This is a genomic window from Streptomyces sp. NPDC006510 (assembly GCF_040611955.1).
GTDB lineage: Bacteria > Actinomycetota > Actinomycetes > Streptomycetales > Streptomycetaceae > Streptomyces.
This window is the reverse complement of sequence record NZ_JBEXPH010000002.1, coordinates 151,848-177,764: the sequence shown is the minus strand read 5'-3', so window position 1 is coordinate 177,764 and position 25,917 is coordinate 151,848. Positions and strand designations below refer to the sequence as shown.

Below are 25,917 nucleotides of genomic sequence, written 5' to 3'. Positions count from 1 at the left end.
GTCGCGGGGGTGGTGCGGGGCTGCGGGACCGTCACCGCCGCGGGACGGGCGGCGACGGCGGTCCGCCGTGTGCTCTTCGTGACGGTGCTGGACACCGCGACGGTGCTCCGCTGCGGGCCGGTGGCCGCGGACGGCGCGGCGCCGGTGCCGGAACCCTGCGGATCGCGGGTGCGTGGCCGTACGGAGGACGAGTCGGTGTCGGTGGCGTCGGCCCGGTCCGTGGCCGTGGCCTTCGGCTCTGGCGTCATGGTGGCCTGGGCGTCGTGGCCGGTGGACGGCCGGGACGGCAGCACGGCGAGGGTCAGGCCGCCCCCGACGAGCGCGACGGTCGACGCGAGCACGGCCCGGCGCCGGTGCTTCTTCCAGCGCGCCAGTTGGCGGCGCCGGGCGGCGCGACCCTGAGTCGCGGGAACGGCCGGCCCGGCGTCGCTCGACAGCCCGGCGCCCGTGCGAGGGGCGTCGGAGTCGAAGTCCAAAGAGGCCGCAGAGTCCGGACGGTCGGCCTGCTCCGGGGTCTCCGGCACCGGCCATGGCTCCGCCGGCCAGGTCTCCACCGTCTTCACGGTCACCGGTGCCGCGTTGTGGACGTGATGGCCGACGGGGGCGATGTCCGGTGCGTACGCGCCGCACCCGGGGCACACCAGGGCCCCGTTGAGGGTCCGGCGGCATGAGGAGCAGTAGTCCATCCGCGATCTCTCTGTGCTGACTGCGCTGCCAGGAACTCCGGCGACCTGTTCAAGTTCGCACTCTTGATCGAGCGGGCAACAACGTAATGGCACCTGCGGGAGGTTGTGCGCAGTCGGCGTGTTGCTCTCGCGAAGATTGTTCGCCGATGGCCGGCCCGTGCGTGGCCGTACGTGGCCGTTCATGGCCGTGCGCCGCCGGGCCTGGTGGCCGGGGAGGGCGCAGCCGCGGGGCATTTGCGGATCGGATCACCATGCGAGACAGTCTGTCTTGCATGGTGGATACGGTGTCATAGTTGCATCCTGCACACACCAGGGAGGCTGCCGTGCGCCGTTGGATGATGCTGGCTCTCGGGACCGCGGCACAGACGGTCGCCTGCACCTTCCTCTACGGACTTCCGTACACCTCGGAGACGTTGAGGCGGGACAACGGGCTGACCCTCGGTGAGGTCGGGCTGCTGGTCGCCTGTCCCACGGTCGGACTCATGCTGACTCTCATAGCCTGGGGAGCCCTGGCCGACCGTTTCGGTGAGCGGCTCGTCATCACTTCCGGTCTGGCCATGACGGCCGTACTCCTCTCCCTGGCGGCCACGGTGAACGGCCTGGTTCCGCTGGGCGTGCTCCTGGCGCTGGCCGGGGCGGCGAGCGCGTCGGTCTCCGCGGCCAGCGGCCGGCTCGTCGTCGGATGGTTCTCCGCCCGGGAGCGAGGTCTCGCCATGGGCATCCGGCAGACGTCGACCCCGTTGGGCATGGGCATCGCCGCCCTGGTGGTCCCCACGCTCGCCGCACGCGACGGCATCGCGGGGACCGTGCTGTTCTGCGCGGCACTGTGCGGTGTCGTCGCCGTGCTCGTCGGCTCGCTGACCACGGACCCGCCCCGCACCGCGCGGACGACAGGGCAGGAGCCGGCCCCCAACCCGTACCGCCACGCCGGCCTGTGGCGCATCCATGCCTCCAGCGCGCTGCTCTGCGTTCCGCAGTTCGCGACGAACGCCTTCGCGATGGTGTTCCTGATCGACGTCCGGGGCTGGAGCGCCGTACACGCGGGTCAACTCCTGGTGGTGGCACAGGTGTTGGGGGCGGCCTCGCGTGTGCTGGCGGGCCGTTGGTCCGACCGGGTCGGCAGCCGGGTGCGGCCGATGCGGCAGCTGGCCGTGTGCATCGCCGTCGTCATGGGCGCGACCGCGCTGGGCGCCCTCCGGCCCTCGCCGCTGACGGACTTCGCCGTGATCGTCGCCTGCGGAATCACCGCGAGCACCAACGGCCTGGCCTTCACCGCGGTCGCCGAGCTCGCGGGAAGCTCCTGGTCGGGACGGGCCATGGGCGTCCAGAACACCGGCCAGAACCTCGCCGCCTCGCTGACACCACCGCTGCTGGGCGCCCTCATCGGCTCGGCCGGGTACGCGCGGGGCTTCATGCTGGCCGGAGTACTGGCCGCGGCGGCATGTTTCGTGATCCCCGCTGGGGCTGCGGCTGCCTCTTCCGCTTCTGCTGTCCGGGCCCCGGGAAGCGGGACTCGCGGCGAGTGATCGCCTGGGGGCTCACTCCTGCTCCTGATCTTCGCCGTGCGGGGAGACCGGCCGTTCGAAAAGGGTCTCCAGCACCACTGTGGCCCGCGTTCCGTTGACGCCGTCGATCGTGTGTATCCGGCGCAGCACGTCCTGGAGCTGCTCGGTGGTCGCGGTCCTGACTTTCACCAGCACCGATGCGCTGCCGGCGATGACATGTGCCTCGACGACCTCGGGGAGCGCGGCGAAGGAATCCGCCGAATCACCCATCCAGGACGTGGAGTCGACCGTCACGTAGGCCAGTACCCCGTACCCCACCGCCGCCGGGTCGACCTCGACCGCGGTACGCCGGATCGCGCCGCGCTCCCGCAGCTTCCGGACGCGTTCGTGAGTGGCGCCGGCCGAGAGCCCGACGGTCCTGCTCAGTGCGGCGTAGGACTGGGTGGCGTCCTGCTGGAGCTGCGCCAGCAGAACACGGTCGATGTGATCCACGAATCTCCATTCGGTGAACGCCTGTTGTGACCATATGACATCTTGCGGTCTCCATCCGATACCGGAGATGATTCGGTATCTGCCGGGAGGGATGGACACCATGACCAGCGAGCGCCCCACACTGTACGAGGCCCTTGACGACCGGTTCCTTACCGGGCGATGCATGAACGGCGACAAGGGCCTGGAGGTCTTGTACACCGGCTGTCGCTGGGCCGAGGGGCCGATCTACGTGCCCGCCTGGCGACAGGTGATCTGGAGCGACATCCCCAATGACCGGATGCTGCGCTGGGACGAGGAGACCGGCGCCGTCGGCGTCTTCCGCCGCGCGGCAGGACATACGAACGGCAACACCCTCGACCGCGAGGGCCGGCTCGTCACCTGCGAGCAGGGCAACCGCCGGGTGACACGTACCGAACACGACGGCACGGTCACGGTGCTGGCCTCCCACTGGCAGGGCAAACGCCTGAACAGCCCGAACGACGCGACGGTGAAGTCCGACGGCTCGATCTGGTTCTCGGACCCGGACTTCGGCATCACCAGCGACTACGAGGGCTACCGCGCCGAGAGCGAGATCGGCTCCAACAACGTCTACCGCATCGACCCGTCCAGCGGTGAAGTGCGCCTGGTCGCCGACTGTTTCGGCGCGCCGAACGGACTGGTCTTCTCGGCCGACGAGCAGCGGCTGTTCGTTTCCGACACCCGCGCGGGCTCCATCCGCGTCTTCGACGTGCGCGACGACGGCACGCTGTCTGACGGTGAGATCTTCGCCGCGGCCGGGCACCGCCCGGCAGCCCGCTTCGACAACCTCCGCCTCGACGACGGCGGCCGACTCTGGGTCGCCGCGATGAACGACGGTGTGCACTGCTACGACCCGGACGGCACCCTGATCGGACGGCTCGTCGTACCCGAGGCGGTGGCCAACATCGCCTGGGGCGGCGCCAAGCGCAACCGCCTCTTCATCGCCGCCGATACCAGCCTCTACTCGGTGGTCATGAGCGTCACCGGGACGCATCCGACGGGGCCGGGCCACCGGCCCCGGACGAGTCCCGCCAGGTGAGCCGAGGCCATGCGTCCTCGCCACCGCTCGCGGCCGGCGCGCCGTCTCACGGCGCTGCCGGCAGCCGCAAACCCGTGCAACCCCACAACCACCCACGGTGCCGCCGTGCCCAGCTTTCCACCCGTTCCCCCCAGCTCGCTCGTACGCAACTCCCGCACCAGTGTGCGCAGCCCCGTCGACCACCCACCGCCCGGGCCCCGAGGGCCTACGTGAAGATGCGGTCCAGGTGGTGGCGCAGTACCTCGATGGCCGACTCCGGCCCCCGCTGGCCCACCAGGATGCTGGTGCCCATGCCCGCCGCCATGGCGAGCAGGCCGATGGCCTCCGTGCGCGCGTCCACGCCGGGATCGGCCAGCCCGGCCTCCTGCGCCTGCCGCAGCAGACCGGTCAGGGCGTCCTCGGCGGCGTCGGGGTTGTCGATGAAGGGCTGGGCGGCCAGCGCCTCGTCGGTCACGGACAGGATCGCGTACGAGGTGTAGAGGAGGTGGAAGGTCCGGCTCTCCTCGTCGGTCGGGAGGGAGGTCAGCAGCAGCGCCTCGATGGTCGCGCGCGGCCCCGGGGCCCTGTCGTCGGCCCGCAGTCGGGCGCCCACCCGTGCGGTGAACCGATCGGTCAGATGCTGGAGCCCGTAGAGCAGCAGCTTCTCCTTGGTCCCGAAGTAGTACTGCACGAGCCGCAGCGACACACCGGCCTCGGCCGCCACGTCCCGCATGCCGACCGCGTGCAGTCCGCGCCGTCCGGCGACCCGGACGAGGGCCTCGGCGATCCGGCCCCGCCGTTCCTCGTGGTCCACGCGTTTCGGCATGCTCTCGTGTCTCCACCCGTCGGTCGTGCCTGCGCGGTCCGGCCACCCGGACCTCTTCATGATACCGCCGTACCAACGTAGTGATACGGTCGTATTACGAAGGACGAGTCATCCCCGGAGGTGCTGCCGTGCCCGAGAACACCACCCGCGTACGCCGTGACGTCGGCCGCTATGTCAACGACGTGCTGCGCGACCGGTACTTCGCCGCCTGCGAGGCCGTCTACGCGCTGGGCGCGCCGGCCCGTTCCGAGACGGATGTCGAGACCGCCTTCGGCACCACGCACGTCTACCGGTACGGCCCCACCGACCCGGCCGCCGGGGCCCGCACCCCGGTCGTCCTGATCCACGGGTCCGGCGGCTGCTCCGCGCAGTGGTACCCCAACACCCGGGCGCTCAGCGCCGAGCGCCCCGTCTACGCCCTCGACACCCCTGGCGACCCCGGACGCAGCGTGCACCGGGAACCCATGTGGCAGCCCGAGCGCGCCGCCCAGTGGATGGACGAGGCCCTCGACGCGCTCGGCCTGGACCGGGTCCACCTCGTCGGCTCGTCCTACGGCGGCTGGCTCGTCATCAACCAGGCGCACCTGCGTCCCGGAAGGCTCGCCTCGGTCACCGCCCTCGACCCGGGCGGCCTGGAGAAGGTGGGCCTGCGCTTCTTCGTCTGGGTCTTCGCCAGCCTCTTCGCCACCTTCGCACCCAAGTCCCTGCGCCCCCGCCTGGCGGCCTGGCTGGAGCAACCGGTTCTCGTCGTACCGGAGTTGCGCGCGATGGTCCGGGCGGGCGTACGCGCCTTCCGCATCCGCCGGCCCGCGCCCCTGCCGCTGTCCGACGAGCAACTGGGCTCCATCCGGACGCCGTTCCACCTGATCATGGGCAAGCGCAGCCTGCTGGTGCACCCGCAGCGCCAACTGGAGCGGGTACCGCGCCTGATCCCCGGAGCCCGCGCCGAAATCATCGCCGCGACCGGCCACGGCCCGCAGATCGACCACCCCGACCTGGTCAATGCCCGGATGCTCGACTTCATGCAGGACACCGACCCCCTCGCCCCGCCCGCGAACCACGGCACCACCGAGGCGTAACTCCGGCGCCCGCCGGGGCTGTGTGCCGCGAGGGCGCCGCGATGTGTGACGGCCACGGTGATTGCCGCCGTGCGTGTGCTGCCGCGTCCGCACCGACCCGGCGCTCAGGCCACGGCCCATGGTGTGCCGGGCGGCAGCGATCTCGAGGCACGTCGCCTGGCTGCGTAGCCTCCGATGCCGATCAGCGTCAGCACAATTCCGAGGCCCCCGGTCGTCATCAACGCTGTCGGTGCGGCGGAGTTCTCCAGTGTCCGTCCCCGCACGCCGGAGGCCGCGAAGCTGCCCGACCGTTCACTGAGGTGGTAACGCGAGTCGTTGGCGTTCGCGCGGTGGTCGCCCAGCACGAACAACCGCCCGTCCGGGACCTTCGCCTCGTACGTTCCGGGCATCACGTGCTCGTCGGCATCCGTCACATACGGCTCGTCGAGTGGCTTCCCGTTCACCGTGACCCGAGTCCCGGCCCCCGACACGTGATCGCCACCCACCCCGATGACCCGCCGCAACACCGGTTCGGTCCGATAGCGCTCGGGTGCGTCGATGAGGACGACATCACCTCGGCGTATCTCGTTCGCGTCGATCTGCTCGATCAACAGCCGATCACCCGGACGGTATGTGGGCCTCATCGAGTCGCCCATGACGGTGACCGTCCTGTAGTTCGCGAAGGTGTACACGATGGTCCCTGCCAGGAGGGCCAACCCGAGTGGTGCCAGCACCCAGGCCGTATCTCTCCACCTGCCGATCGTGCTTCGCTGCCGCATGCGCCGCCATCCCTCCCCTTGAACCGCCCGACGACTTCGCGGGCCAACAGAGGCTATGCGGCCTCGGCACGGAAGCGCACCCGGTTCCCGCCGGTGCTGACTGCCCGCAGCCGGCGCCTTGGCCCACCGCTCGGGGCGCGTGCCGGTAACGGCACGCGCCGCCGCGTCGTTACCGGCACGCGCCGTACATGTGGTCCGGGCGACAAGGAAAGGCCAACGTACGACGCGTGCCGGGCGGCCTTGCCGTCACAGCGTTCTCAGGCGGTCCCCGGTGCGCAGTGTCGCCGGGTGGTGCGGTCCCAGCGCCTTCTTCTGCTGGGGGAGCAGGCGGGTGAGCAGGGCGCGGGCCTCGGTCGGGCGGTCGGCCTTCAGCAGGGCGGCTGCCAGGCGAGTGCGCGTCGCCAGAATGTGGGGGTGCAGCTCGCCCGCCCGGGCCGTCTGCTCGGTCTCCGTCGCCGTCAGCAGCTCCACGGCCTCCGCGACGCTGTCACCGTCCGCCGTGCGGACCAGCAGCTCACCGAGGCGGGAGCGGGCATCCAGCACGTCGGGGTGGGTGTCGTCGCCCAGGGCCGCGGCGCGGTCGGCGGCCACCGCGCGCAGCTCCCGGACCGCTGCGGGCAGGTCGCCGGTCGCCGCCGTCCACCAGGCGATGCCGAGCCGGGTGGTCAGCACCTCGGTGTGGTCCGCCCGTCCGTACACCTCCACGCGCTCCTCGCGCAGAGCGGTCAGCTCCCGAAGGGCACGCTCCGGGTCGCCCAGCTCGCCGCGGATCCACGCCAGGTTGTTGCGGGTGATCAGAACGATGGGGTGCCGCTCGCCGTTCACCTTGCGCTGGTCCGACAGCAGTTCCTCGTGCAGCGGCAGGGCGGCGGCCGCGTCGCCCAGCTCCCACGTGTAGCGGGCGATGTTGAGCCGGACCAGCAGGGTGTCCGGGTGTTCCGTGCCCTTCACCCTCTCCACCTCGGGCAGCAGGCGCCGGTAGTCGTCGAGGCCGGCGCGGAACCTCCCGGCCTCGCAGGTGAACCTGCAGATGTTCATCCGGCTGAAGACCACCTGCTCGTGGTCCGCACCGAACACCGCCACCCGGTCCTGCAGCAGCTGCGCGTGCATGGCCAGCGCCTCCTCGGGGCGGCCGAGCCGGCCGTACCAGTAGGCGATGTAGTGGCGGCTCTCCAGGACGTCCTTGTGCGTGGCTCCGAGGGCGCGGATCTGGTGCGGCAGCAACTCCTCGTGGCGCCGAAGCCCCTCCGCCATCGCGCCGCCGCGGCCCGTCCAGTACGCGATGTGGTGCCGGGTTTCCATCGTGCGCCGGTCGTCGGCCCCGAACATCCGGGTCTGCGCCGCCAGAACCCCCTCGTGCAGCTCCACCGCCTCCGCGAACCGGCCCATCTGCCCCGTCGCGTACGCGATGCGGTGCCGGGTCTCCAGGATGTCCGGGTGCTCGGGTTCGTCCAGGAACCGCAGCTGGTCGCCGAGGACCGCCTCGTACATCGTGCGCGCCCTGCTGTACGATCCGGCGCGCCCGGCCCAGTACGCGGCCTGCTGCCGGGCCCGCAGAGTGAAGGGGCTTCCGGGGCCCGGGCGCTCGGCCAGCCGCTCGCACCAGCCGAGGAGCCGGTCGCGGTTGGCTGCCGCGTCGGACGAGGCGCGTGCGTTCAGGCTCTCCAGCAGCCGCTCGTAGTTCTTGATGTGCCACAGGTGCAGGGGCTCGGAGTCGCGGGCGTACGCGTGCAGCGGGTCGTCCGGGTCGTGCTGGTTCATGGGTGCCATGCTGTCGAGCGCCTCCACCAGGGATCGATGACCGTCCTCCAGGTCGAGTCTGTCGTCCTCCGCGGTCATGTAGTCGACCATTGTCTGGTGGTCGACACCGACCATTTCACCGACGCGCGACTCGGGGACCCGGCTCAGCAGCCCGGCGAGCAACTCCAGCACCTGATCCAGCGCCCCGTCCGTAACGGGACCGCCGCGCAGCGCGGCGCCCCGGAGCAGCAGCGGGCGGGGCAGCACCGGGCCGCGCCCCACCGCGCCCAGCACGTTCAGGGTGGCGTCCGCCTGCTCCGCGCCGCCGGGCGCGGACTCACGGGCCCGGTGGAACGCCTTCGTGTAGCCGCCGTCCACCGGGGTCCTGCCACTGCCCGCGTCCGCCCACAGCCGCGCTGTCTGCCAGTTGCCGTCGGCCACCGTCACGATGCGGGCCCGCCGTTCCGGTCGGCTGACCCTGAGCCGTACGTATCCGTCCAGTTGCTCCCGGGACGCCGGGGGCATCGCGAACCGGTGCCAGTCGGCGGGCAGTTCGAGGCCGTCGCGGCTGGTGACGACGATCCCGAACCAGGGCGGTGTGTCGCGGGCGAGCGTGCTCAGCGCATCGACGATTCGCCCCCGCTGCGTCGGGTGCAGCTGGTCGAAGCCGTCCACGACGACGCGTGCGGGCGCGGTGGGCGCCGGGCAGCGCGCCAGTGGCTCGGTGACGAGCCGACGCTCCGGCCGGAGGTCGTTGCGTACGTTGGCCGGGACCTCCTTGCAGAACGCGGCACGGGCCTCCTCGAAGCCGGGGAGGTGGGTACGCAGCTGCCGTGCGATGTCCTGGAGGACCGGCTCGTCCATGTCGCCCTCCGTGAGCTCGCGCAGCGCCGCGATGCCGAACGCCGCGGTGTCCGGAAGGAGTTCGGGTCTGCACAGGGCCGCGGCCAGCACGCTCTTGCCGTACCCCCGCCGTCCCACGATCGCGACCGCACGGTGGGCGCCGACCGTGCGGGTGATCTCCGGCAGCGGCTCGGGAGGCTGGAACAGCCGCAGTCGGCCCAACTGCTCCTGGCCGACGTCGCTGTCCGCCAGGACGCTGTGGGCGCCGATGAAGGCCACGTTCCTGGCGATCCAGTGCGGCCGCCCCGGGTTGTCGCCGCCGTGCGTACCGCCGTGCCGGACCAGCTGGGGCAGCTGGCCCCTGGCCCCCCGTCCCGCGGCCCAGCGCAGGTCCTCGTCGTACAGCTCGGTGCCGAGCCGCGCGTGACCGTACTGGAGGACCTGGTTCACGCCACGTACGAAGGACAGTCCGAAGGCGGGCTGGTCGTCCGATGCGGAGGTCACGAGGCCGATTTCACGGCCCCGTTCCATCGACGCCGGGAACCACTCCTTGGCGGCGGCGAGCGCGGCCACGCCCGACTGGCAGGCGTCGATCAGGACGGCGAGCGCCCGTACGTCCCCGTGCCGGGTCAGCCCGTCCCGAAGTCCGGAGGGGACGGAATAGGCCGTCTCCGGGTCGGGGGTCGCGGGGCTGGTGGCGATGGGGAAGAGGAAGTCGTCGTGGCGTACGCCGAATCCGTGGCCCAGGAAGGCGAGGACCAGCGTCGCAGGTCCGTCCTCGGCGGACAGCATTGTGTGGGTGAACGCGGACGCGACCGCGCTCCGTACCGTCTCCACCGTCGGCGGGTCGAGCAGCACCCCATCTGCGTGGGCGGGCAGGCATCCGCCTCTGTCGTCGTCGCGAAGGTACGCGTTCAGCCTCCGCGCCTCCTGCTCCAGATCGTCCAGGTTGCGGCCGGACGCGTCCCACTGGGCGGCGATCACTAAGGAAAAGCGGTTCGACATCCGGTCATTATTGATTCAAGAGGAGTGACAAACGGGCGAGTTGACGAAACCGGCGGGCGACAGGAGGCTTGGGGCCGCAGATGGCACGCCGCGCCGTGCCCGACCGGGGCAAGCCGGGACGGGCCGCACGCGGAAACCGGGGTGGAGGGAGCCACGCACGTGGCGGAAGTCGTGTTCGTCCATGGCATCGGACCGGTGGAGGAGCCCGCGCAGGAAATGCACACCGCATGGGTCGCGGCCCTGGCGGCCTCCCTGCGGAACGCCGAGGAGACGGAGGCCGCCGACGCGATCGAGGGCGGCCGAACCAGCACCGCCATGGCCTACTACCGGGACCTCTTCAGGCCCTACACCCCCCAGGACGAGTGGGACCAGCCCCTGCCGGAGGGGATGGCCGACACCGCCCGGCGGGTGGGCCAGGACTTCCTGGAGAACATCGAGGCACACGCCGACCGCCCGGAGGACCGGGAGGAGGCCGCCCGCGAACTGACCCCGTTCCGCGAGGACCTGGGCCCCGAGCAGGGCGTGTTCGAGCTGTTCCGGGTGACGGTGGGCAGCCTCGCCCGCTGCGGGCCGGTCGCCCGCTCGGTCTTCGGCGCCCTCAAGGCCACGATCGTGACCAATCTGGCGCAGGTCGCCGCCTATCTGGACGACGAGCGGATCCGCGAAGAGGCGCAGGAGGCCCTGCTGCGAGAGATCGGCCCGGAGACGCGTGCGGTGTACGCCCACTCGCTGGGCACGGTAGTGGCGTACGAGGCGCTGCACCGGCTGCGGGAGCCGCTGCCGCTGCTGGTGACCTTCGGCTCTCCGCTGGGGCTGCGCACGATCGTCCGGGAGCGACTGCGTCCCCAACCGCCACGCGTGCCGGGGATGCTGCACCGCTGGGTGAACGTGGCCGACCGGGACGACTACATCGTCGCCTCCCTGGACCTGCGGAAAGTCGTCGCATCGGCGGACGACGCGCCCGAGGTCCTCGGCGAGACCCTGATGGTCCGCAACCGGGGCCTGGACGCGCACCCGGCGGTCAAGTACCTCGCCCACAAGAGGACCGCGCGCCCTCTGGCGGAGGCGCTGCGGCCGAGTGGTGCGGCTGAGTAGGTGCTGCGGCCGCGTGGTGCGGCTGAGTAGGTTCGGTTCGCGAGCCGGTATCCGGATGCAGCCCGGCCGGTGCACTCGTCGACTGGCCCGTGCATAGCTTCTGACCTGCTGGAACGGGTGCCGACGGCCTCGGCCTGACTGCCTCGTCAGTCCCTTTGGCGACCGCTGTGTACCGCCCCTACCGGCACGTTGTGGCACGCCTCCCGTGCGGAGTCAGGGGAGATGTCGGTGCGGGCGTCGGCTTGGCGTGCCGCTTTCCCTGACACGGACCCGCAGATGGAGGTTCCCCGGCAGCACTTGGCGTACCGACTGATGGGCCTGGACCGCAACCCGACCGTTCACCCCCTGGCGCCGCGCCCGCCCGGACCGTCCGCTCACCGGATCGCGCGGCGTTGAACGTGGTCTGAAGGGGGTCGGCCGGGGCCCGTGGAGGCTGGGCGGCGGGGGGAAGCCCGGCAGCTACTTCGGCGGGTTGAGCTTGCGGAAGTACGTCCAGCTGGTCTCGTTCGGCTCGCTCCATTTCTCCGGGGCCCGGGCGAACTCCGGGTGGTGGTCGGCGATGTAGGCACGGGTGCGCTCGGGGACCTCGGTGCGGGAGCCGAGCTTGCGGCCCCGGCAGTGGAAGGTGAGGCCACCGGGCCGCTGACCACGGGCCATCCACGGGAGCCAAGGGGACATCCGGGTCCACGACATGCCGGCAGGGACGCTGGGCGCCGGGCCGGCCAGGTCGGCGCGGGCGGCGAAGAACTGGAAGAGCTCCAGAGCCTTGTACGTGTCGCCGGCCGAGTGGACGGGGTACTGGGCCACCGGCAGCGGCGAGGGGTAGGCGAGCGGGATCTCCAGGCTGAAGCAGACCTCTCCGCCGAGCTCGGTCGTCGGGATCGGGAAGGGGCGCCATTTCTGGTTCGCCGGGTCGTTCCAGACGTGCACCACCGGCAGGTCCTGCCAGGTCTCCAGGATCTCGCGGGTGACGGGGTCCAGGTAGAAGGCGGCCTCGCGGGTGAGCAGTTGGTAGGTGTCCGGGCCGGCTTCGGCGTCCTGGACCAGGCGGGCGACGTTGAGCCCTTCAAAGCCGAAGATGCGCTGGTAGGGCTCGTCCGGGGCCCAGGAGTAGACGTCTCCGGACCACCAGTACGTGACCTCCTCGCCGTCGAGCGAGGCACGGGTGCGGGCGAAGGATCGGAGCAGCTCTGCGGGTGTCGTCATGTGGACTACTCTGCGCGGCCGCCGCTCCGACCGGGCGGGAACCCACCAGCCGGGGACGAAAGCGACCGGAAGCAGCCGCTCCCGGGCCGATGGGCCTGGCTGGATCCGAAGGAGACGACCCAACCACATGTCTGACGCGGGTCACGCGGCAGTGTCGGCACGGACCGGGGATTCTGTTCGGTGAGGGTCATACCGACCGAGTGGGACGGCCATCGGCCCTGCTTCGCGAGCCATTCGACGCATGCGCTGGGTGCCTTCGCCGGAATCCGTGCGGATCAGCGTCTGCCGCCCTCGCCGGCACCTTTTCGAGGCCGTTGCGCCCCGTCATCTGTCGCGGGCCTCCTGCGTTTGTCGCCGGTCCCCTGTGGATTCGTCTGCGATCGGTAACAGAGTGATCCCGTAAGGGCGTTCGTATGTCTTCATGAGCGCACGGCATCGGCGGAGACAGCAAAAGGGGCGGGCGGACATGGCAAAGCACAAGGGAAGGGGATGGCACAGCCGGCTTCTCGCGGCGGCGCTCGGGGTGACGGCGGTGGCCGCTGCCACCTCGGTGTGGACCGCGCAGGCCGGCACCGCCGGAGGGCGGCAGCCGCAAGCACGTGTCTCAGCGCCGGACGCCCGGTCTCAGGACCGGACGGTGACCAAGGTGGCGGCGGACATCGCGCACGCCTCGGACCGCGGCGCCCGGGGCGTCAACATCACCATCGACGACGGACCGGACCCGGTCTGGACGCCGCAGGTGCTGAAACTGCTGGAGGACAACGGCGTGAAGGCCACGTTCTGCATGGTGGGCACGCAGGCCCAGGCACACCCGGACCTGGTCAAGGAGGTCGTGGCGGCCGGGCACCGGCTGTGCAACCACACGGTCTCGCACGACACCGCCATGGACTCCAAGTCCGAGGCATACCAGTCCCAGCAGATCCTGGACGCCGAACGCATGATCACCAAGGCGTCCGGAGGCGTCCGGCCGCAGTACTACCGGGCCCCGGGCGGTGCTTTCACCCCGTACAGCCGGCAACTCGCCGCGTCCCGGGGGATGCGACCGTTGGGCTGGAACGTCGACTCCAAAGACTTCGAGCGTCCCGGTGCGGACACCATGGTCGCCACCGTCAAGCGCGAGATCTCCAATGGGCCGACCGTCCTCTTCCACGACGCGGGAGGGGACCGCTCCCAGACCTTGGCCGCCCTGCGCGAGATCCTGCCCTGGCTGAAGCAGCAGGGGTACTCCTTCGGCTTCCCCGTGCGGTAAGTGAGGCCCGCCCGCACTGACATTCGGATCTTGAGCAACAGCAGGAGGCCGCGAGCGGACTGTCTGATCTCGTGCGGGCCGCCCGAGATGAGGCCAAGGAGAAGCCGTGATACGCCGCTTCGGAACAACTTCCGCCGCAGTCTCTCAGCGCCCCTGTTCACCACTCTTGACCGTTCGTCCGGGCACGGTTGGGGCACAGGCAGCGGCGATGCGGTGACATCCTTCGAGGTTGCACGCCATCGTCCGTCCCGATGAGGAGGCGCGGCGGCGCACGTGCTCGAAGGGGTTGGTGGGTCAGAGGGGGGTGATCCGGACCTGTTTGCCGCAGAGCCTGGTCATGTCGTCGCTGTCGGACGTCAGCAGTGCGACCGGCTTCGGCTGGCGCAGTGCCACCTCGGCCACGGTGGCGTCGATGGCGTACTTGTGGCCGTGCGGTCCGGCTCCTCCGAGGGGCTCCGCGGCTGCCTTCGCCGCCTGCTCGGTGACCAGTTCCACCTTGATCCGCGACAGCGTCCAGTTGAGGCGCGGATTGCGAGAGCGGCTGACCTCCACGACGGTGTTCGCCGCGATGACAAGGTCGGTACCCATATTGTGGAACACCTTCAACATCGACGGCGGCCTCGCGAAGGCGGCCGTAGGGGCGAGGCGTGAAGTGCCCGATCGGAGAGGCGACCGCCGTGGTTCGCTCGATCGGGTCGCCGGGTCGCCATTCGAACAAGGCCGCTCCCATTTCACTTGGCGGCCGACTTGGTTCGAAAACCCGGACGAAGCGGTGAGTCACCTTTTGGATGGATCTCACCGTATTTCCTTACGGGGGCTGCGTTTCGATGGTGATTCGAGAGGATTTGTCTGCTGTTCTGTCGGAAGAAATTACTCGGAGGGCTGTACTGTCGCGAGCGCGAAGGCGTGCATAAAGGGACTGGCTGTTCGCTTTCATGGTATAGTCCTAATGAATTTATAGGACGCCGCGAAAAAAGGGGAATGGCGTGAATACCGAGAAGGTTACGGCTCGACGTCTTACGGCCGGAGAGGTCTCAGAATTGGACCTCCAGGACGACATCTTCGTCTCGGCGGGGATGGATGGCCTTCCTCTCGACTGCTACGCCCCGGCTTTCCTCACGAAGCCGGGTAAGAATTTCGAGGGAGGCTCCTTCACCGCGAGGACGATCTTCGGTGAGGAAATTCATGTTCTCCCGGACAATGTCGAAGAGCGCGGGATCTGGATTGCCGACAAGGCAGGGGAAGAAATCGAGGTTCTCCAGAGTGCCGGCGTCCTCCTGAACCTCGCCCTCTTCGTGCCCGACGGGAGCAAGGAATCTCTGGATTCGCTCTACTCCGCCGCACGGGACGCGTTCGGCGCGGGGATCGTTCAGCGCTGGAGCGAGGAAGCCGTCGCGGTGCCGGACGTCAAGGTCGATCTGTACGAGGAGCCGGCCCGGGGGCGGAAGAACACGAACAGTCAAAATCGCGACCGCCGTGCCCTGGACATCTACCCGACCCGAGTGCGGTTCCTGGAGCCCAGCGATGGCTGGAGGTTCATTGTCGAACCGCACAAGGAGATCGTCGATGACACACCGACGATCTGACCCGATAGCAGGTTAGCCTCGATTTTTCGCGGGAGCCCGTCAGCTTGCTGACGGGCTCTTCTTCGTTTGTTGGGGCGTGTGGGCAGGCCGCTGATGTTTGCGCGATATGGAACAGGGCCCCAGGAGTGGACGGTGGTTGGCAGTGTCGGTAGTTACGGCTCTGAAAAAACGGACATGCCGGACCTGGACTTTGTGCGTCCGAATGGAGCGGTTAATCGGGGTGCCTTTGCGGATGGAATCAATAAGCTCATGAAACATCTGGGAGGTGACCGCTTCTTACCCCTACGAATGGCACGTAGTGGCACGCGGGGCGTGTCGGCTCGGCTGGAACCGTGCGTCTGGGTTCGGAGGGGACGAGGGGCGGCTGGCGTACCCGGACCCGGAATGGGCGGGCGGGCTCTTCGGGCAGTTCGCCGGTCAGCAAGCTCGTCCTGGGCCCTGGCCGACTGCGGGAGATTCCGAGAGCGACAATTGTGGGTGGGTGCCGTGCTGGTCGGTCCATGGAGTCGGGTCGCGAGGTCCTGTCCGGTGGACCGGGTGCAGAGCCGGCGGGAGACGACGATGAACGGCTCGGTCCGTGTCGGACAAGTTGTCGGGGTACCACTGCGGATGCACTGGAGCGTGCCGCTGCTGGTCGTCCTGTTCGCGTACGGTCTTGGCCGCCAGACCCTCCCCGTATGGACTCCAGGGCGCTCGAATGCGGTTTACACCTTCGCCAGTGCCGTGGGGGCCGTGCTGCTCATGGGCAGCCTCCTGCTCCACGAGACGGCACACGCTGCGATTGCCCGCAGGAAGAAGATCGCGGTACAGGATGTGACGCTGTGGGCGCTGGGCGGGATGACCCGGATGGGGCGACCGCCGACGGCCGCGGTGGCTTTCGCTGTGGCGATCAGCGGGCCGCTCACCAGCCTGGCCATCGGAAGCGCCGCGCTCGGAGCGGGAATCGGGCTGCACGCGATGTCCGGCTGGGCGGTGCCCGCCGCCGTTCTGGTGTGGCTCGGCTGGGCGAACCTGTTCCTGGGCGCATTCAACCTCCTTCCCGCTGCGCCGCTCGACGGCGGAAGGGTGGTGCAGGCGCTGTTGTGGTGGCGTACCGGAGACCGGGAACGTGCGGATCGGGCGGCCTCCCGAAGCGGTCAGGTCGTGGGCGGGCTGCTGATGGCCTTCGGCTGGATCTCCTTCCTGCGCGGGGCGCCGGGCGGGCTGTGGCTCGTCTTCGTCGGTCTCTTCATCACGGTCGTCGCCGGCGCCGAACGGCAGCGCGCCGTGATCCACACAGCACTGCGGGGCATCAAGGTCGCCGATGCCATGTCCAGCCCGGTGACCACCGGCGCCGACTGGCTGACCATCCGGCATTTCATCGACGAGGTGGCAGTGAGCTCCCGCCATTCCGCCGTGCCGCTGCTCGATTTCGAAGGCCGTCCCAGCGGGATCGTTCAGATACGCAAGCTTGCCCGGATACCGGGAGCGCGCCGGGAGGCGTTGCGCGTGCGCGAGGTGGCGATCCCGCTGTCACAGTGCGCGGTTGCCGCCCCGAGTGATCTTCTGAGTGAGGCTCTCGACAAGCTCCGCCCGGGTACTGGCATGCGCATTCTCGTCGTGGACGGGCACCATCTGGTGGGGATCGTCACCGCGAAGGACATTTCACGGCTGACCCAGCAGCGCGCGCTGGGGGGCCGAGGGACCGACTGAGCCCTGGCACGACCCCGTAGCGGAAGCCCGCTCCGATTGTCAGGGCCGTCCATGCCCGAAGTGCACGAACCAGTTCTGGGCTGCAGTCCGGCAGGGCGACACCATCTGAACGGAACACTCCGCGCCGCTGCCGACGTACACGGCTACGCGTACGGGACCGCCGCACAGGACGCGGTCGGCGGGGTCCGCATCGATGTGGGCCAGGCCGGCCCGGCCTCCCGGGAGGGCGTCCCGGAGCGTGCCCACCTCCTGGCCCCGGGGCTCCTGGACGCCTTCGCCCCGGAAGGGACCGATCCGCCGGCTGTGAGGCGGCGACATGACGTCGGGCGCGTGGGCCTTATGGCGGCCGTCGTCGCAACGGCCCCAGCGCATTCACTCCGCCGGGGCCGCCCTTCCGGATCGTCACACGTGAGAGTGCTCGATCCACGTTCAATTGTACGACTGCGGGCCGGGAGGGGAGAGCGAGCCATCGGGCAGGTCCCGTCCCCCCGCGTTCGTGTGCGCACAAGGGGCCGTGCAGGCCGTACGTGCCGGGCTGAGCGGTGGACGGGTCGGCCCTCGGACAGTCCGGCTCAGTCGCGTTCTTCTTCTTCGGCCTCCATGCGGCGGATTCCCTGGTGGGTCAGGGAGACCATCGCGGGTGTGTTGCCCGGTTCCCAGTCGACAGTGATCAGGCCCTCGCCGGCGAGGTAGGTGCAGGCGGCGGCCAGGTCTTCCTCCGGGATGCGCAGGCCGTTCCGCAGCTTCCGCCCAGGGACTCCGAGGAGACGGTTGCCTTCGGTGGCTTCGTAGAGGGCGGTCAGGACCCGCTCGCGGTAGACCTGCCGCTCGCGGAGGGTCGCCATGATCGAGTCCTTTCGTGCATGTGAAGGTCCGATGCTCCTCTGAAGGTCCGATGCTCCTCAGACTTCGTCGCCCTGGGCGCTGGTGTGCGCGGACGGTCTGCTGGTAGTGAGCCAGGAGAGGGCGGGTCCTGCGGCGGATTCGGTGTCCACGGTGAGGTGGAGCCGGGTCCCGCCCCCGGGGGCGGGGTAGCTGCGCTGCTCCGTTCCGGCGAAGCAGTGGCGGATTACTTCGGCGACCGCGCGGGCGGCTTCGGGAGTGGCGGCGACGATCCGGATCTCGGCGTGTCCTGCCTGCGGCAGGGGTTCGTTGTCGACGGGGTACAAGGCGGTGTGCTCCCTTCGGGGCGAAGCGAGAGGCCGACGGGTGGGTTGTCCCGGGTGCCGGGTGCCCCACCCGCGGCCTTCGGTCGGAGGAGTGGTCTGAGGTCAGGGCCAGCTGCCCGTGAGCCTGCGGCTGGAGGCTTGCCCTGTCGAGCTGTGGTGGCCGTGGCCGGCTGATGGCCGGGAAGGGATCGCTGAAGTGGTAGACCGCGATGCGTGCGTCGTGCTGGGCGTTGAGCCGGTGGATCAGGCGCATGCCGAGCGCGATCAGGGTCTCCATGTCGTCATCTCCGCGTGTTCCCCGGCAGGGGGGATCATCCGCGCGCCGACGACCGGGTGCCGGAGGGGCGGCAGGGCGACCCGCCATCGGTCTCCCAGGCGTCCTGGCTGCTTCGGGCGTCCCGCATACGGCGGCCGGTCGCGGCTTCTTCGGACATCAGCACCCCGGCGGTGAGGACGCTGCCGGGGACGGCAGCGGCGGTCATCAGCCGGGCGGCTGCGGCGGGCTCGGTCTCGGGCGGGATCACCAGCAGGTCGCAGCGGCCTGCGGTGTAGGTGTGGGAGAGCAGGATCATCTTGTCGGGATCCTGTTCGGTGAACCAGCCCACGTGCACGATGTGCCCGGCGACGGGAACCTTGTGCGGGACGACGGGCCAGCGGGTGGGATTCACCATGGCGCGCGTGATGCGTCCCCAACGCCCTTCCGGACGCCCTTCCAGCGCTTCGACCAGGGACGGAAGCTCGGTGAGCAGGTCGCGCGAGTAGGGCCACCAGGCACCGTCCAACTGGCCGGCGAGGGTGGTCTTCGGCGTGAGGGAAAAGCGCGTCGGGAGCGGGGGAGCAAGCGCCCGTGCCACTCCGCGTTCGACGGTCCTGGTCATGATGCGGACCCGTCTCCGGGCCGCCCTGCAGGGCGGCCCAGTGTCTTGATCGCCGGAAACGACGTCCGCGTGGGAGCGGGTGTTCGAGTTACTCCCGGTATCTTCAGCGTACTCCGCGCTGCGGTCGGGCGAGCCGTTCTGGCCAGGTGATTTCCGACCGGGAACACCGCCCGGCTGATGCTCGTGGGCATGACCACAGGCACGCGGAGTACCGTGAGACCACGGCGGTATCTCGCCGGCCATGAGGTGTCGGCGGCCCCGCGCAGGCAGGCGGACCACCATGGCCGAATCTGACACCCCCACCCCCCGGAAGCTCCTTCCGGACGAGATCCATCGGGCGGTGAAACCCGGCACGGCACTGCTCCGGCTGCAGACGACACACTCCCGCGAAGGCGTCCTCGACGGCGCATGGTGGCCCCGCTCCCGGTATGTCACGGCCGAGCTGCCCGCCCTGATCGAGGTGCTCATCGCGCACCTCGGCCCCATCACGAGGGTCGGCCTGGACACCGCCGCCTGGGAGGATGTCCCGACTCGTGTGGTTGTCGACGACTGGGTCGTGCACCTCGACTCCTTTCCCGTCGGCGACGACACCGTCCTCATCACACGCGGCGACAACGACCACTTCGCCTTCTTGGTGGTGCCGCCGGACACGACACCCGACGCGGCACGAGACGCCATGGCCCGTGCGGTCGACGCCGACAACGTCACCCAGGCTGCCGACATCCTTGTCGCCACGCTTCCCGAACCGGCAACCGGGCGCGAGGAGTCGGGGTGATCGGGACGGCGGATCCGTGAGTGGTGGACCGATGACGTGGTGGACACCCGGGGCCGCAGGATCGGCGAGCTGGAGGCGATCCATGTCGACACCAGCACTGACGAGTCGGCCATGGCCGCGATCCGGGTCGGCTTGCCCACCCGGCACCGTCTGGTGTTCGTTCCTCCGGACGGTGCGACGGTGGGCCCGGGTTATGTGAAGGTCGCCCATGACCAGGCACTGGTGAAGCAGTGCCCTTCGATCGGCACCGAGGGCATACTTCCGGCCGAGGACGAGGAGGCGGTCTTCCGGCACTACGGCCTCGCCCACCGGCCTGGGGCGAACGGCTGACGGGGCCGAGCTGTTCCGCATCGCGTCGGTCACGGTCAGCCGCTACCGATACCGGGCCGGCGCGATCCCCAACCCATGGCAGCCTGCGAACCCCGTCTGACGGCAGAAACCGTGGAGAGCCCGTTGCGTTGAGGGACGCACGGCGGGTCCGGCGAGAGGTCCGGAGAAACGGACCGGGAGCAATCCCGGCACCGCGCTCCGGGCCTGCTCAGCGAAGTAGGCACGCCGAGTGACGAATGCCCGCCTGGGATGAGTCCACAGCGCAGACAAGCAGAAGTGGCGTCCGGAGGTTCAGCAGTTCCGGCGGTGACGGCTGCCTTCGTCCTCCGGGCCGAGGGCGGCTTGGCGAACGGCGGACGGGCCGCGGGGGCTTCGGCTCCGTCGGCCCTGTAGCGGCGGTGGCCGACGGCTCAATCGAAGGTGGCGAGATGATCGGCGTCGCCGCCGCGCCACTCGATGAGGAGGATGGTCGCGTCGTCGCTGGTGACGCCGCCTCGTTCCTGTTTCAGGGTGTGGGAAAGCGCGCGCACCACCGGCCGCACCGCCGTGTGGTCACGGACGGCTCGGTTGGTCCACTCGATGAGTTGCTCCTCACCGAACTCTTCCCCACCAGCTTGATGCTCTTCAATCAGGCCATCGGTGAAACACAGCAACCGGTCCCCGGGCTGCAGCATCCGCTCGCTGACTACCGGCTCCTCACCGCCGAAGCCGACCGGCAATGTGGTCGGGCTCTCCAACCGGTCCACCACGGCGCGGCCACGGATCAGCAGCGGTGCCGGGTGGCCGGCATTGACCCATTGCAGCCGCCCCGTGGCGGTGTTCAGACACATCATCTGCGCGGTGACAAAGTGGTCGTTGCCGAACTGCTCATTGATGGCCCTGTCCATGAATGCATACACCTGGGACAGGCCGGTGTTGGCCCGTCGCGTGTGGCGGTAGGCGCCGATGGCCACCGTCGCCATGGCCGCCGCGTCCAGGCCGTGGCCCATCGCGTCGATCATGGCCACATGAAGGATGTCGCCGTTGAGGGCGTAGTCGAAACTGTCGCCGGCCACGTCGTACGCGGGCTCCAGAATTCCGGCCACCTCAACCTGCGGAACAGTCATCGACAGCGGAGGCAGCAACGACCACTGGATCTCCGCGGCCACGCTCATCGGGGCTCTGCGTCGGGCCTGGAAGAACAGGTCGGTGTAGGCGTCCTTGGTGACGATCATGTCCGCGACCAAACTGGCGAGCCTGCGCAGCAATCGCCGGTCGTCGTCGTCGACGCTGTCCAGGGTGACAGCCATCGCCCCGACCTGGTCACTGCCGTCCAGCAGCGGCAAATACATCCGCACGGTGCCGTCCTGCGGTACCTCTACCGTTCTGCGGCTCAGGAACGCCTCCCCGGCGGGGGACCCCTCGACCGGTTCGGGGTCCCCGACCATCAACCCCCGGCCCGGCAGCGGCACCAGCAGCATCTGTTCGTAGTCCTGCAAGAGGATCGAGACGTCCCGGCCACCCACCCTGGCCACCTCTTCCGCAACGAGCGGGGCGATCAACTGCGGCGGCATCTCGTGAGCCCGGTCCAGCAGCAAACCCAGCAACCGCTCACCAAACCCCTCCGACCGGTCCACCCCGAACTCGCCCGGCTTTCGCCCGCCTTCGGTCATCGCTGCTTGCATCCCTTCATACCGCGGTATGGGAATTCAGTGGGCGGTCGGTTGCGTGGAGCCGGTACGAAGCGGTGCCCCCGACCCGACGCACACCCCGACATGCTCGGATCCAGCGGGCAGTCAACGACGATCCGCTGAGAGAACGTTCACACGCCCCATACGCACAGGGCTCCTCGCACGACAGTGATCAACCCGGACAGCCTGACACCGCCAACCGGCCCAACGCCCGATTACGCCAGAGGCGGCATGTCCCACCCGGTCAGAACAGTTGGCACGCATAGCCCCTGCTCAAACGGGTGTCCGCTCCGAAGGGCATGGATGGGGCACGGCAATTGCGGGTGGGGCAGCCTGTCGCGCATCGCGTCCTTGCCGAGCGGTCGGTATCCGTGAGGCCGTCAGTCCTCGTGCGGAGTCTCCAGCTCCTGGAGCCGTTCCCCGATGTCGTCGGCCCATGTCTGTGCCCACCGCCGTAGCCCGTTGATTGCCTGTTCGTCGAGCCCGTAGGCGGCAAATTCCGTGTCATCGATCCAGTCGGCTCCGCCCAGCCGCGCTTGAAGCTCGCTCAGTTCGAAGGAGTCGCGGGCATGGCGCCGTCCGAGCTCTTCGAGTTCGACGTGACTCCAGCGGTTCGCCGCGGCCTGTACGTCGACCAGGTCCCTGGCGAGTCCGCGATCGGCCAGGGCGCGGACCTGGTTCCGCACTTTTCACGGGTGGCGGAGTCGGTGACGATCAGGCGTGCGGACAGCGGGTCTGTTTCCAGAGCGCTGACCTGCCAACCGCGTTGCTCCAAGCCGATACGTACGGCAGTAGCGATGTCCTCCATGCGATCGGGGTTCTCGGTCGCGACATCGAGGTCCTGGCTGAGCCGGTCGACCAGACCGTGCGCCTGGACCGCGTAGCCACCGGTAAGCGCCGGAGGGTATGCACCGCCCACGGCGAGTACGTCTGCGAGCAGGCGACGGTGGAGATCCGTGAGGTTCACGCAGCGGCCTGCGCGCTGTGGGCCAGCTCGTCGAAGGAGCGCTCCCACACTTCACGGACATCACGGCTGATCAGCGTGCGCAGTGTGGGCCACAGGTCGATGAGGAGGCCGCGATTGAGGTGCCGGACCAGATCGTCGTGCTGGCCCTCGGCCAGGACGATGCGGTAGTAGCTCATCCGCAGCCGGGGCTGATCGAGGTTGAAAGTGGTCAGTCCCGACCACGCCAAGTGGAGCGGCAGGCTCACTGTGCCGTGCTCGGGGCCGGCAAGCTCGGCGAGTGCTGCAGGCACGCGCCGAGCGAACTTGGCGCGGCGGAGATCGGAAAGACTGGGCTGTGATGCCATGCCTCGATTATCCAGGAAGAGGCCCCCAGGCACTCGGTCAGTGGTGACACGGCGCTGCAAACAGAGAAGCCCCGGGCCGCTGGCCTGGGGCTTTTTCATGGAGCGGGTGACGAGAATCGAACTCGCGCTCTGAGCTTGGGAATCACCGCCGCCTGCGAGGCCGACATGGGGCCTGACCAGGCCAGACGCTGGCGGGCGTCCCGTGCGGGGGTGCACGGGGCACCGTTGCTGACCGCTGTTTGCCGTGCTGAAGGGCACGGATGGGGTACGACGGCCGTGGACCGCACTGCCGTCATACTCGGTGGGGGCGCCTCACCGTTCCCGTTCCACCAACTCCTTGAAGTGCTCGAGGTCGTCCCGTACAAGCCGTTCGATCGCGGTCGCCTGGGCGAATCCCTTCGGCCCGCCGAACGCCTCCTTGACGGTGCCCGGGTCGTACTCGATCCGGGCCTGGACTCGGGTGTGCTCCCGGTCGATGGGCAGCAGTGAGAAGGTTCCCGCCAGGTCGGGACCGCTCGTGGTCTGCCACTCCATCATGTTTTCCTTGTCACGGTCGGTGATCTCGGCTTCGAACTCCTGAACCCGGCCGCCGACGTCGACGTCCAGGCGCGTCCGGTGCCCGTCCTCCGAACGAGCCTCGCGTACTCCTTCGACGAACCGCGGATAGGTCTCCGCACGGTGGAGGCGTTCCCAGACCACAGCGATCGGAATATCGACGTCTATCTGTTCTTCGAGAGTGCTCATCGGCCACCTCGCAACTCGGTTCACGGTCTACGGGGCCATATCTCCATTGTCGCCCCCAGAGGGTCGATGGGGGCCGGCATCATGTCCGTGGGCCGGCGGGCCGGTGCTGTCCGTCCTCGGCGTTCCGGGGCACGGGCACAAGGACCGCGGGGGTTCAGGCGGGCCCGACTCCGAGTTCGCGGCCGCGGTAGAAGCCTTCCTGCTCCTCGACGATGCAAGGGGCCATGGCCTCACGCCGCTGCGTCTCGGCCGCGGAGGCCCGCCAGGAGTCGCACGCTTCCTTGGTATCCCAGAACGACGCCCCGGTGATCTCTTGCCCGTCCTCGGACCAGTACGCGTAGGCGCGGCACAGCGCCCGCGGGCCGGCGGACTCACCGGCAGCGGTTCGAGGTGCGGTGGCGGCTGGGCTGCACCGATCGCCACGGCAACCATGCGCTTGCGCCCAAACTCCGCCTGCACCGGCGACTGACCGGCGCGAATCTCTTGACCGGGCCACGGAGCCCCCGCTGCCCGTCATCACACTGCGCGACCCGCGTCCGGACGACCCGCTGGGCCCGCTCGTCGGCCTTGCGGTGCCACCGGTGAACCACCTCGGCCGCAGCGACCACGCTGCCTTCTGGAACGTAGGGATTCCGGCCCTGATGCTCACCGGTACGGCGAAGTTCCGGAACCGTCACTACCATCGCCCGACCGACACGCCGGACACCATCGACTACCGGCGGTTGACGGCGGTCGCCGTCGCGACCGCCGTCACCGCCACGTCCTGGCCTGTCAACCGAGCCGGTTGACCGCGGTCGGTCTCCGCACGGCGGTGCGAAGTCAGCGCGCTCGGGCCGGCCGACACCGACCGGCGTGCAGTCCGTGGCCTCCGGGTGCCCCAACTGGAGGGCGAAGAACAGGTATTTCACCCACCCGAGCGTGCGGATGAGTCCAGGCAACGGCAAAGGCCCAGGTCTTTGACCTGGGCCTTCTTTCAAGGCCGGGTGACGAGAATCGAGCTCGCGCTCTGAGCTTGGGAATCATCGTTGCTCGGTGAGAGCGTCAGCTCTCTGACCTGCGGGAACGCTCTCATGGGTGGCTCTTGGCGGTGATCCGGTCGTACTCGTTCTGACCGCTGTTCACTGCTCCGAAGGGCACGGTCGGCTCAGCCTGAATGGACAGGTTGTTCCCCACCAAGGAATCGAGCGGCGTCCCTATTGCGTCGCGTCGCAATCCCTGCAGCGGCTCACAGCCGCCCGCTCGATGTTGCCCTGGGTGGCGCGGAGCGGGCCGGAGGGCGCGAGACGACGCCATGCCCCGGGTGAGGGGGTGAGCACCCAGCCGTAGAGGGGTGGCCGGATGTCGGCCGGGACGATGTGCGTGCAGCCGGGAAGGTGGGCCTTGCCGCTGGCGTGGATGATGATCGCAGCCACTGGCCAGCCGTCCCATTCGCTGGTGGGTGCGCTGCCGCGGGGTGTGCGCGGAGCGCATTCTGCGCAGTTGTGCATTTCATGGCGTTCGCAGTACTGCATGGTCCTCACCCTGTCAGGTTTCGAGCCGTTGCTCGGTGCGCTCGAGCCAACTTCGGTACCAGTACGCGAAGTCATGCCCGGTCGGCTCGATCCCTCGGTCCCTCGGTCCATCGGTCTCAGATCCTCCCAGATGGCACCTCGGTGCGGGCCGGTCATCACCATCAGCGACGCATAGCCGCATCCCTGCTCGCTGAGGAACACCGCGCCCGCCTCCTGCGCGTCATGCAGCTCCTCGTAGCGCGCATCCCAGGCCGCGTGCGTGCGGCGGAACTCCTCGTCGGCCGCAAAGGCGTCCTTCTCGGGTTCCTGCGCCTCAAGCGCGGCACTCACTCCGCAGCGCCTCGGCCACGAAGGGCCGTCCGGCGAACTCGGCGGTGGTCGGCTGCGCAGAGAAGGCGAGCCCGATGCCGCGCCACTGCCACCCACCGTCGCCCAAGGTCGGTGTCATCAGGCCGTAGTCGGGGCCGGCTCCCCCTCCTCCGACATGGAGTAGAAAACTCCGATACTGCGCGGGCAGACCCACGCCCAGGTCCGCCTCCAGCGCCCGGAGCTGTTCCTCGCTCATGACCGGACCGAGGCGAAAGCCATGCCCCTGTGCCCCGAAGACCTTGTCCGCTCCGGAGCGTTCGGCGAGCCGGAGCACCCGCTCCCGCACTCCCGCCCACATGTCCTCACCCATGGGTACACGCTAGGGCGACGCGCACCGCACCGACACGGAATTCACCGTGGAG

Annotated in this window: 24 protein-coding genes and 2 pseudogenes; 10 read left to right on the top strand and 16 right to left on the bottom strand. The window is 69.4% G+C overall.

Going from position 1 to position 25,917, the window contains the following annotated elements; translation table 11 throughout:
- Positions 1-686 (bottom strand): annotated as a pseudogene (locus ABZY11_RS01850) (hypothetical protein); the annotation flags it as partial.
- 323 nt (positions 687-1,009) lie between these two features.
- Here ABZY11_RS01850 and ABZY11_RS01845 point away from each other — a divergent pair.
- On the top strand, positions 1,010-2,212 hold the full coding sequence (locus ABZY11_RS01845) for an MFS transporter (RefSeq protein WP_356477210.1): 1,203 nt from the start codon (positions 1,010-1,012) through the stop codon (positions 2,210-2,212).
- Positions 2,213-2,224: 12 nt separating this feature from the next.
- On the opposite strand, the gene ABZY11_RS01840 is transcribed toward ABZY11_RS01845, so the two are convergent.
- Positions 2,225-2,683: an Lrp/AsnC family transcriptional regulator gene (locus ABZY11_RS01840; RefSeq protein ID WP_356477209.1), complete on the bottom strand. Its 459-nt coding sequence runs from the start codon at positions 2,681-2,683 to the stop codon at positions 2,225-2,227.
- A 100-nt stretch (positions 2,684-2,783) separates the two neighbouring features.
- Between ABZY11_RS01840 and ABZY11_RS01835 the strand changes: the two genes are divergently transcribed.
- Positions 2,784-3,740 carry an SMP-30/gluconolactonase/LRE family protein gene (locus ABZY11_RS01835; protein ID WP_356477208.1) on the top strand — a complete coding sequence of 319 codons (957 nt, stop codon included), beginning with the start codon at positions 2,784-2,786 and terminating at the stop codon, positions 3,738-3,740.
- Between the two features lie 205 nt (positions 3,741-3,945).
- Here the strand turns inward: ABZY11_RS01835 and ABZY11_RS01830 are convergent, their stop codons facing one another.
- A complete protein-coding gene (locus ABZY11_RS01830; protein WP_356477207.1) occupies positions 3,946-4,545 on the bottom strand; it encodes a TetR/AcrR family transcriptional regulator in 600 nt (199 codons plus the stop codon).
- Between the two features lie 128 nt (positions 4,546-4,673).
- Here ABZY11_RS01830 and ABZY11_RS01825 point away from each other — a divergent pair, with 128 nt between their 5' ends.
- Positions 4,674-5,624: an alpha/beta fold hydrolase gene (locus tag ABZY11_RS01825; protein WP_356477206.1), complete on the top strand. Its 951-nt coding sequence runs from the start codon at positions 4,674-4,676 to the stop codon at positions 5,622-5,624.
- A 104-nt stretch (positions 5,625-5,728) separates the two neighbouring features.
- Here ABZY11_RS01825 and lepB read toward each other — a convergent pair whose 3' ends face one another.
- Positions 5,729-6,295 (bottom strand): signal peptidase I, encoded by a 567-nt coding sequence (gene lepB / locus ABZY11_RS01820; RefSeq protein ID WP_356477205.1) that lies wholly within the window; start codon positions 6,293-6,295, stop codon positions 5,729-5,731.
- 333 nt (positions 6,296-6,628) lie between these two features.
- Positions 6,629-9,970 carry a tetratricopeptide repeat protein gene (locus ABZY11_RS01815; protein ID WP_356477204.1) on the bottom strand — a complete coding sequence of 1,114 codons (3,342 nt, stop codon included), beginning with the start codon at positions 9,968-9,970 and terminating at the stop codon, positions 6,629-6,631.
- 159 nt (positions 9,971-10,129) lie between these two features.
- Between ABZY11_RS01815 and ABZY11_RS01810 the strand changes: the two genes are divergently transcribed.
- Positions 10,130-11,065: an alpha/beta hydrolase gene (locus ABZY11_RS01810; RefSeq protein ID WP_356477203.1), complete on the top strand. Its 936-nt coding sequence runs from the start codon at positions 10,130-10,132 to the stop codon at positions 11,063-11,065.
- Between the two features lie 459 nt (positions 11,066-11,524).
- Here ABZY11_RS01810 and ABZY11_RS01805 read toward each other — a convergent pair whose 3' ends face one another.
- The gene (locus tag ABZY11_RS01805) at positions 11,525-12,271 is read right to left on the bottom strand and encodes a DUF1838 family protein (protein ID WP_356477202.1); all 747 of its coding nucleotides are present in this window, start codon (positions 12,269-12,271) and stop codon (positions 11,525-11,527) included.
- 466 nt (positions 12,272-12,737) lie between these two features.
- On the opposite strand from ABZY11_RS01805, the gene ABZY11_RS01800 reads away from it, so the two are divergent.
- On the top strand, positions 12,738-13,520 hold the full coding sequence (locus ABZY11_RS01800) for a polysaccharide deacetylase family protein (RefSeq protein WP_356477201.1): 783 nt from the start codon (positions 12,738-12,740) through the stop codon (positions 13,518-13,520).
- 294 nt (positions 13,521-13,814) lie between these two features.
- Here ABZY11_RS01800 and ABZY11_RS01795 read toward each other — a convergent pair whose 3' ends face one another.
- A complete protein-coding gene (locus tag ABZY11_RS01795; protein WP_356477200.1) occupies positions 13,815-14,129 on the bottom strand; it encodes a hypothetical protein in 315 nt (104 codons plus the stop codon).
- A 377-nt stretch (positions 14,130-14,506) separates the two neighbouring features.
- Here ABZY11_RS01795 and ABZY11_RS01790 point away from each other — a divergent pair, with 377 nt between their 5' ends.
- Positions 14,507-15,106 (top strand): hypothetical protein, encoded by a 600-nt coding sequence (locus ABZY11_RS01790; RefSeq protein ID WP_356477199.1) that lies wholly within the window; start codon positions 14,507-14,509, stop codon positions 15,104-15,106.
- 561 nt (positions 15,107-15,667) lie between these two features.
- Positions 15,668-16,798 (top strand): site-2 protease family protein, encoded by a 1,131-nt coding sequence (locus ABZY11_RS01785; RefSeq protein WP_356477218.1) that lies wholly within the window; start codon positions 15,668-15,670, stop codon positions 16,796-16,798.
- A 572-nt stretch (positions 16,799-17,370) separates the two neighbouring features.
- Here the strand turns inward: ABZY11_RS01785 and ABZY11_RS01780 are convergent.
- The 3 genes from ABZY11_RS01780 to ABZY11_RS01770 all read right to left on the bottom strand — a co-directional run bounded on the left by ABZY11_RS01780 (position 17,371) and on the right by ABZY11_RS01770 (position 18,845).
- Positions 17,371-17,643, bottom strand: coding sequence for a hypothetical protein (locus ABZY11_RS01780; RefSeq protein WP_356477198.1), 273 nt, complete (start codon positions 17,641-17,643; stop codon positions 17,371-17,373).
- Between the two features lie 57 nt (positions 17,644-17,700).
- Complete coding sequence (locus ABZY11_RS01775) at positions 17,701-17,967, bottom strand: hypothetical protein (protein ID WP_356477197.1); 267 nt, start codon at positions 17,965-17,967, stop codon at positions 17,701-17,703.
- A gap of 311 nt (positions 17,968-18,278) precedes the next feature.
- The gene (locus ABZY11_RS01770) at positions 18,279-18,845 is read right to left on the bottom strand and encodes a DUF5994 family protein (RefSeq protein WP_356477196.1); all 567 of its coding nucleotides are present in this window, start codon (positions 18,843-18,845) and stop codon (positions 18,279-18,281) included.
- 280 nt (positions 18,846-19,125) lie between these two features.
- On the opposite strand from ABZY11_RS01770, the gene ABZY11_RS01765 reads away from it, so the two are divergent.
- Together ABZY11_RS01765 and ABZY11_RS01760 are read left to right on the top strand one after the other, a co-directional pair.
- A complete protein-coding gene (locus ABZY11_RS01765) occupies positions 19,126-19,620 on the top strand; it encodes a DUF5994 family protein (protein WP_356477195.1) in 495 nt (164 codons plus the stop codon).
- A gap of 12 nt (positions 19,621-19,632) precedes the next feature.
- On the top strand, positions 19,633-19,950 hold the full coding sequence (locus ABZY11_RS01760) for a PRC-barrel domain-containing protein (protein ID WP_356477217.1): 318 nt from the start codon (positions 19,633-19,635) through the stop codon (positions 19,948-19,950).
- Positions 19,951-20,360: 410 nt separating this feature from the next.
- Here ABZY11_RS01760 and ABZY11_RS01755 read toward each other — a convergent pair whose 3' ends face one another.
- From ABZY11_RS01755 to ABZY11_RS01740, 4 genes and pseudogenes are all read right to left on the bottom strand, one after another.
- On the bottom strand, positions 20,361-21,602 hold the full coding sequence (locus ABZY11_RS01755; RefSeq protein ID WP_356477194.1) for a PP2C family protein-serine/threonine phosphatase: 1,242 nt from the start codon (positions 21,600-21,602) through the stop codon (positions 20,361-20,363).
- 398 nt (positions 21,603-22,000) lie between these two features.
- A pseudogene (locus ABZY11_RS01750) lies at positions 22,001-22,587 on the bottom strand (hypothetical protein).
- Positions 22,584-22,931 carry a transcriptional regulator gene (locus ABZY11_RS01745; protein WP_356477193.1) on the bottom strand — a complete coding sequence of 116 codons (348 nt, stop codon included), beginning with the start codon at positions 22,929-22,931 and terminating at the stop codon, positions 22,584-22,586. Before ABZY11_RS01745 ends, ABZY11_RS01750 begins: the two are co-directional and overlap by 4 nt.
- A gap of 312 nt (positions 22,932-23,243) precedes the next feature.
- On the bottom strand, positions 23,244-23,675 hold the full coding sequence (locus ABZY11_RS01740) for an SRPBCC family protein (protein WP_356477192.1): 432 nt from the start codon (positions 23,673-23,675) through the stop codon (positions 23,244-23,246).
- A 581-nt stretch (positions 23,676-24,256) separates the two neighbouring features.
- Here ABZY11_RS01740 and ABZY11_RS01735 point away from each other — a divergent pair.
- Positions 24,257-24,463: a M28 family peptidase gene (locus tag ABZY11_RS01735; protein WP_356477191.1), complete on the top strand. Its 207-nt coding sequence runs from the start codon at positions 24,257-24,259 to the stop codon at positions 24,461-24,463.
- 405 nt (positions 24,464-24,868) lie between these two features.
- On the opposite strand, the gene ABZY11_RS01730 is transcribed toward ABZY11_RS01735, so the two are convergent.
- Entirely contained in the window at positions 24,869-25,516 is a 648-nt protein-coding gene (locus ABZY11_RS01730; RefSeq protein ID WP_356477190.1) for a hypothetical protein, read from the bottom strand.
- Positions 25,500-25,865, bottom strand: a complete 366-nt coding sequence (locus ABZY11_RS01725; RefSeq protein WP_356477189.1) for an SMI1/KNR4 family protein — start codon at positions 25,863-25,865, stop codon at positions 25,500-25,502. Before ABZY11_RS01725 ends, ABZY11_RS01730 begins: the two co-directional genes overlap by 17 nt.
- Positions 25,866-25,917: the final 52 nt, after the last annotated feature.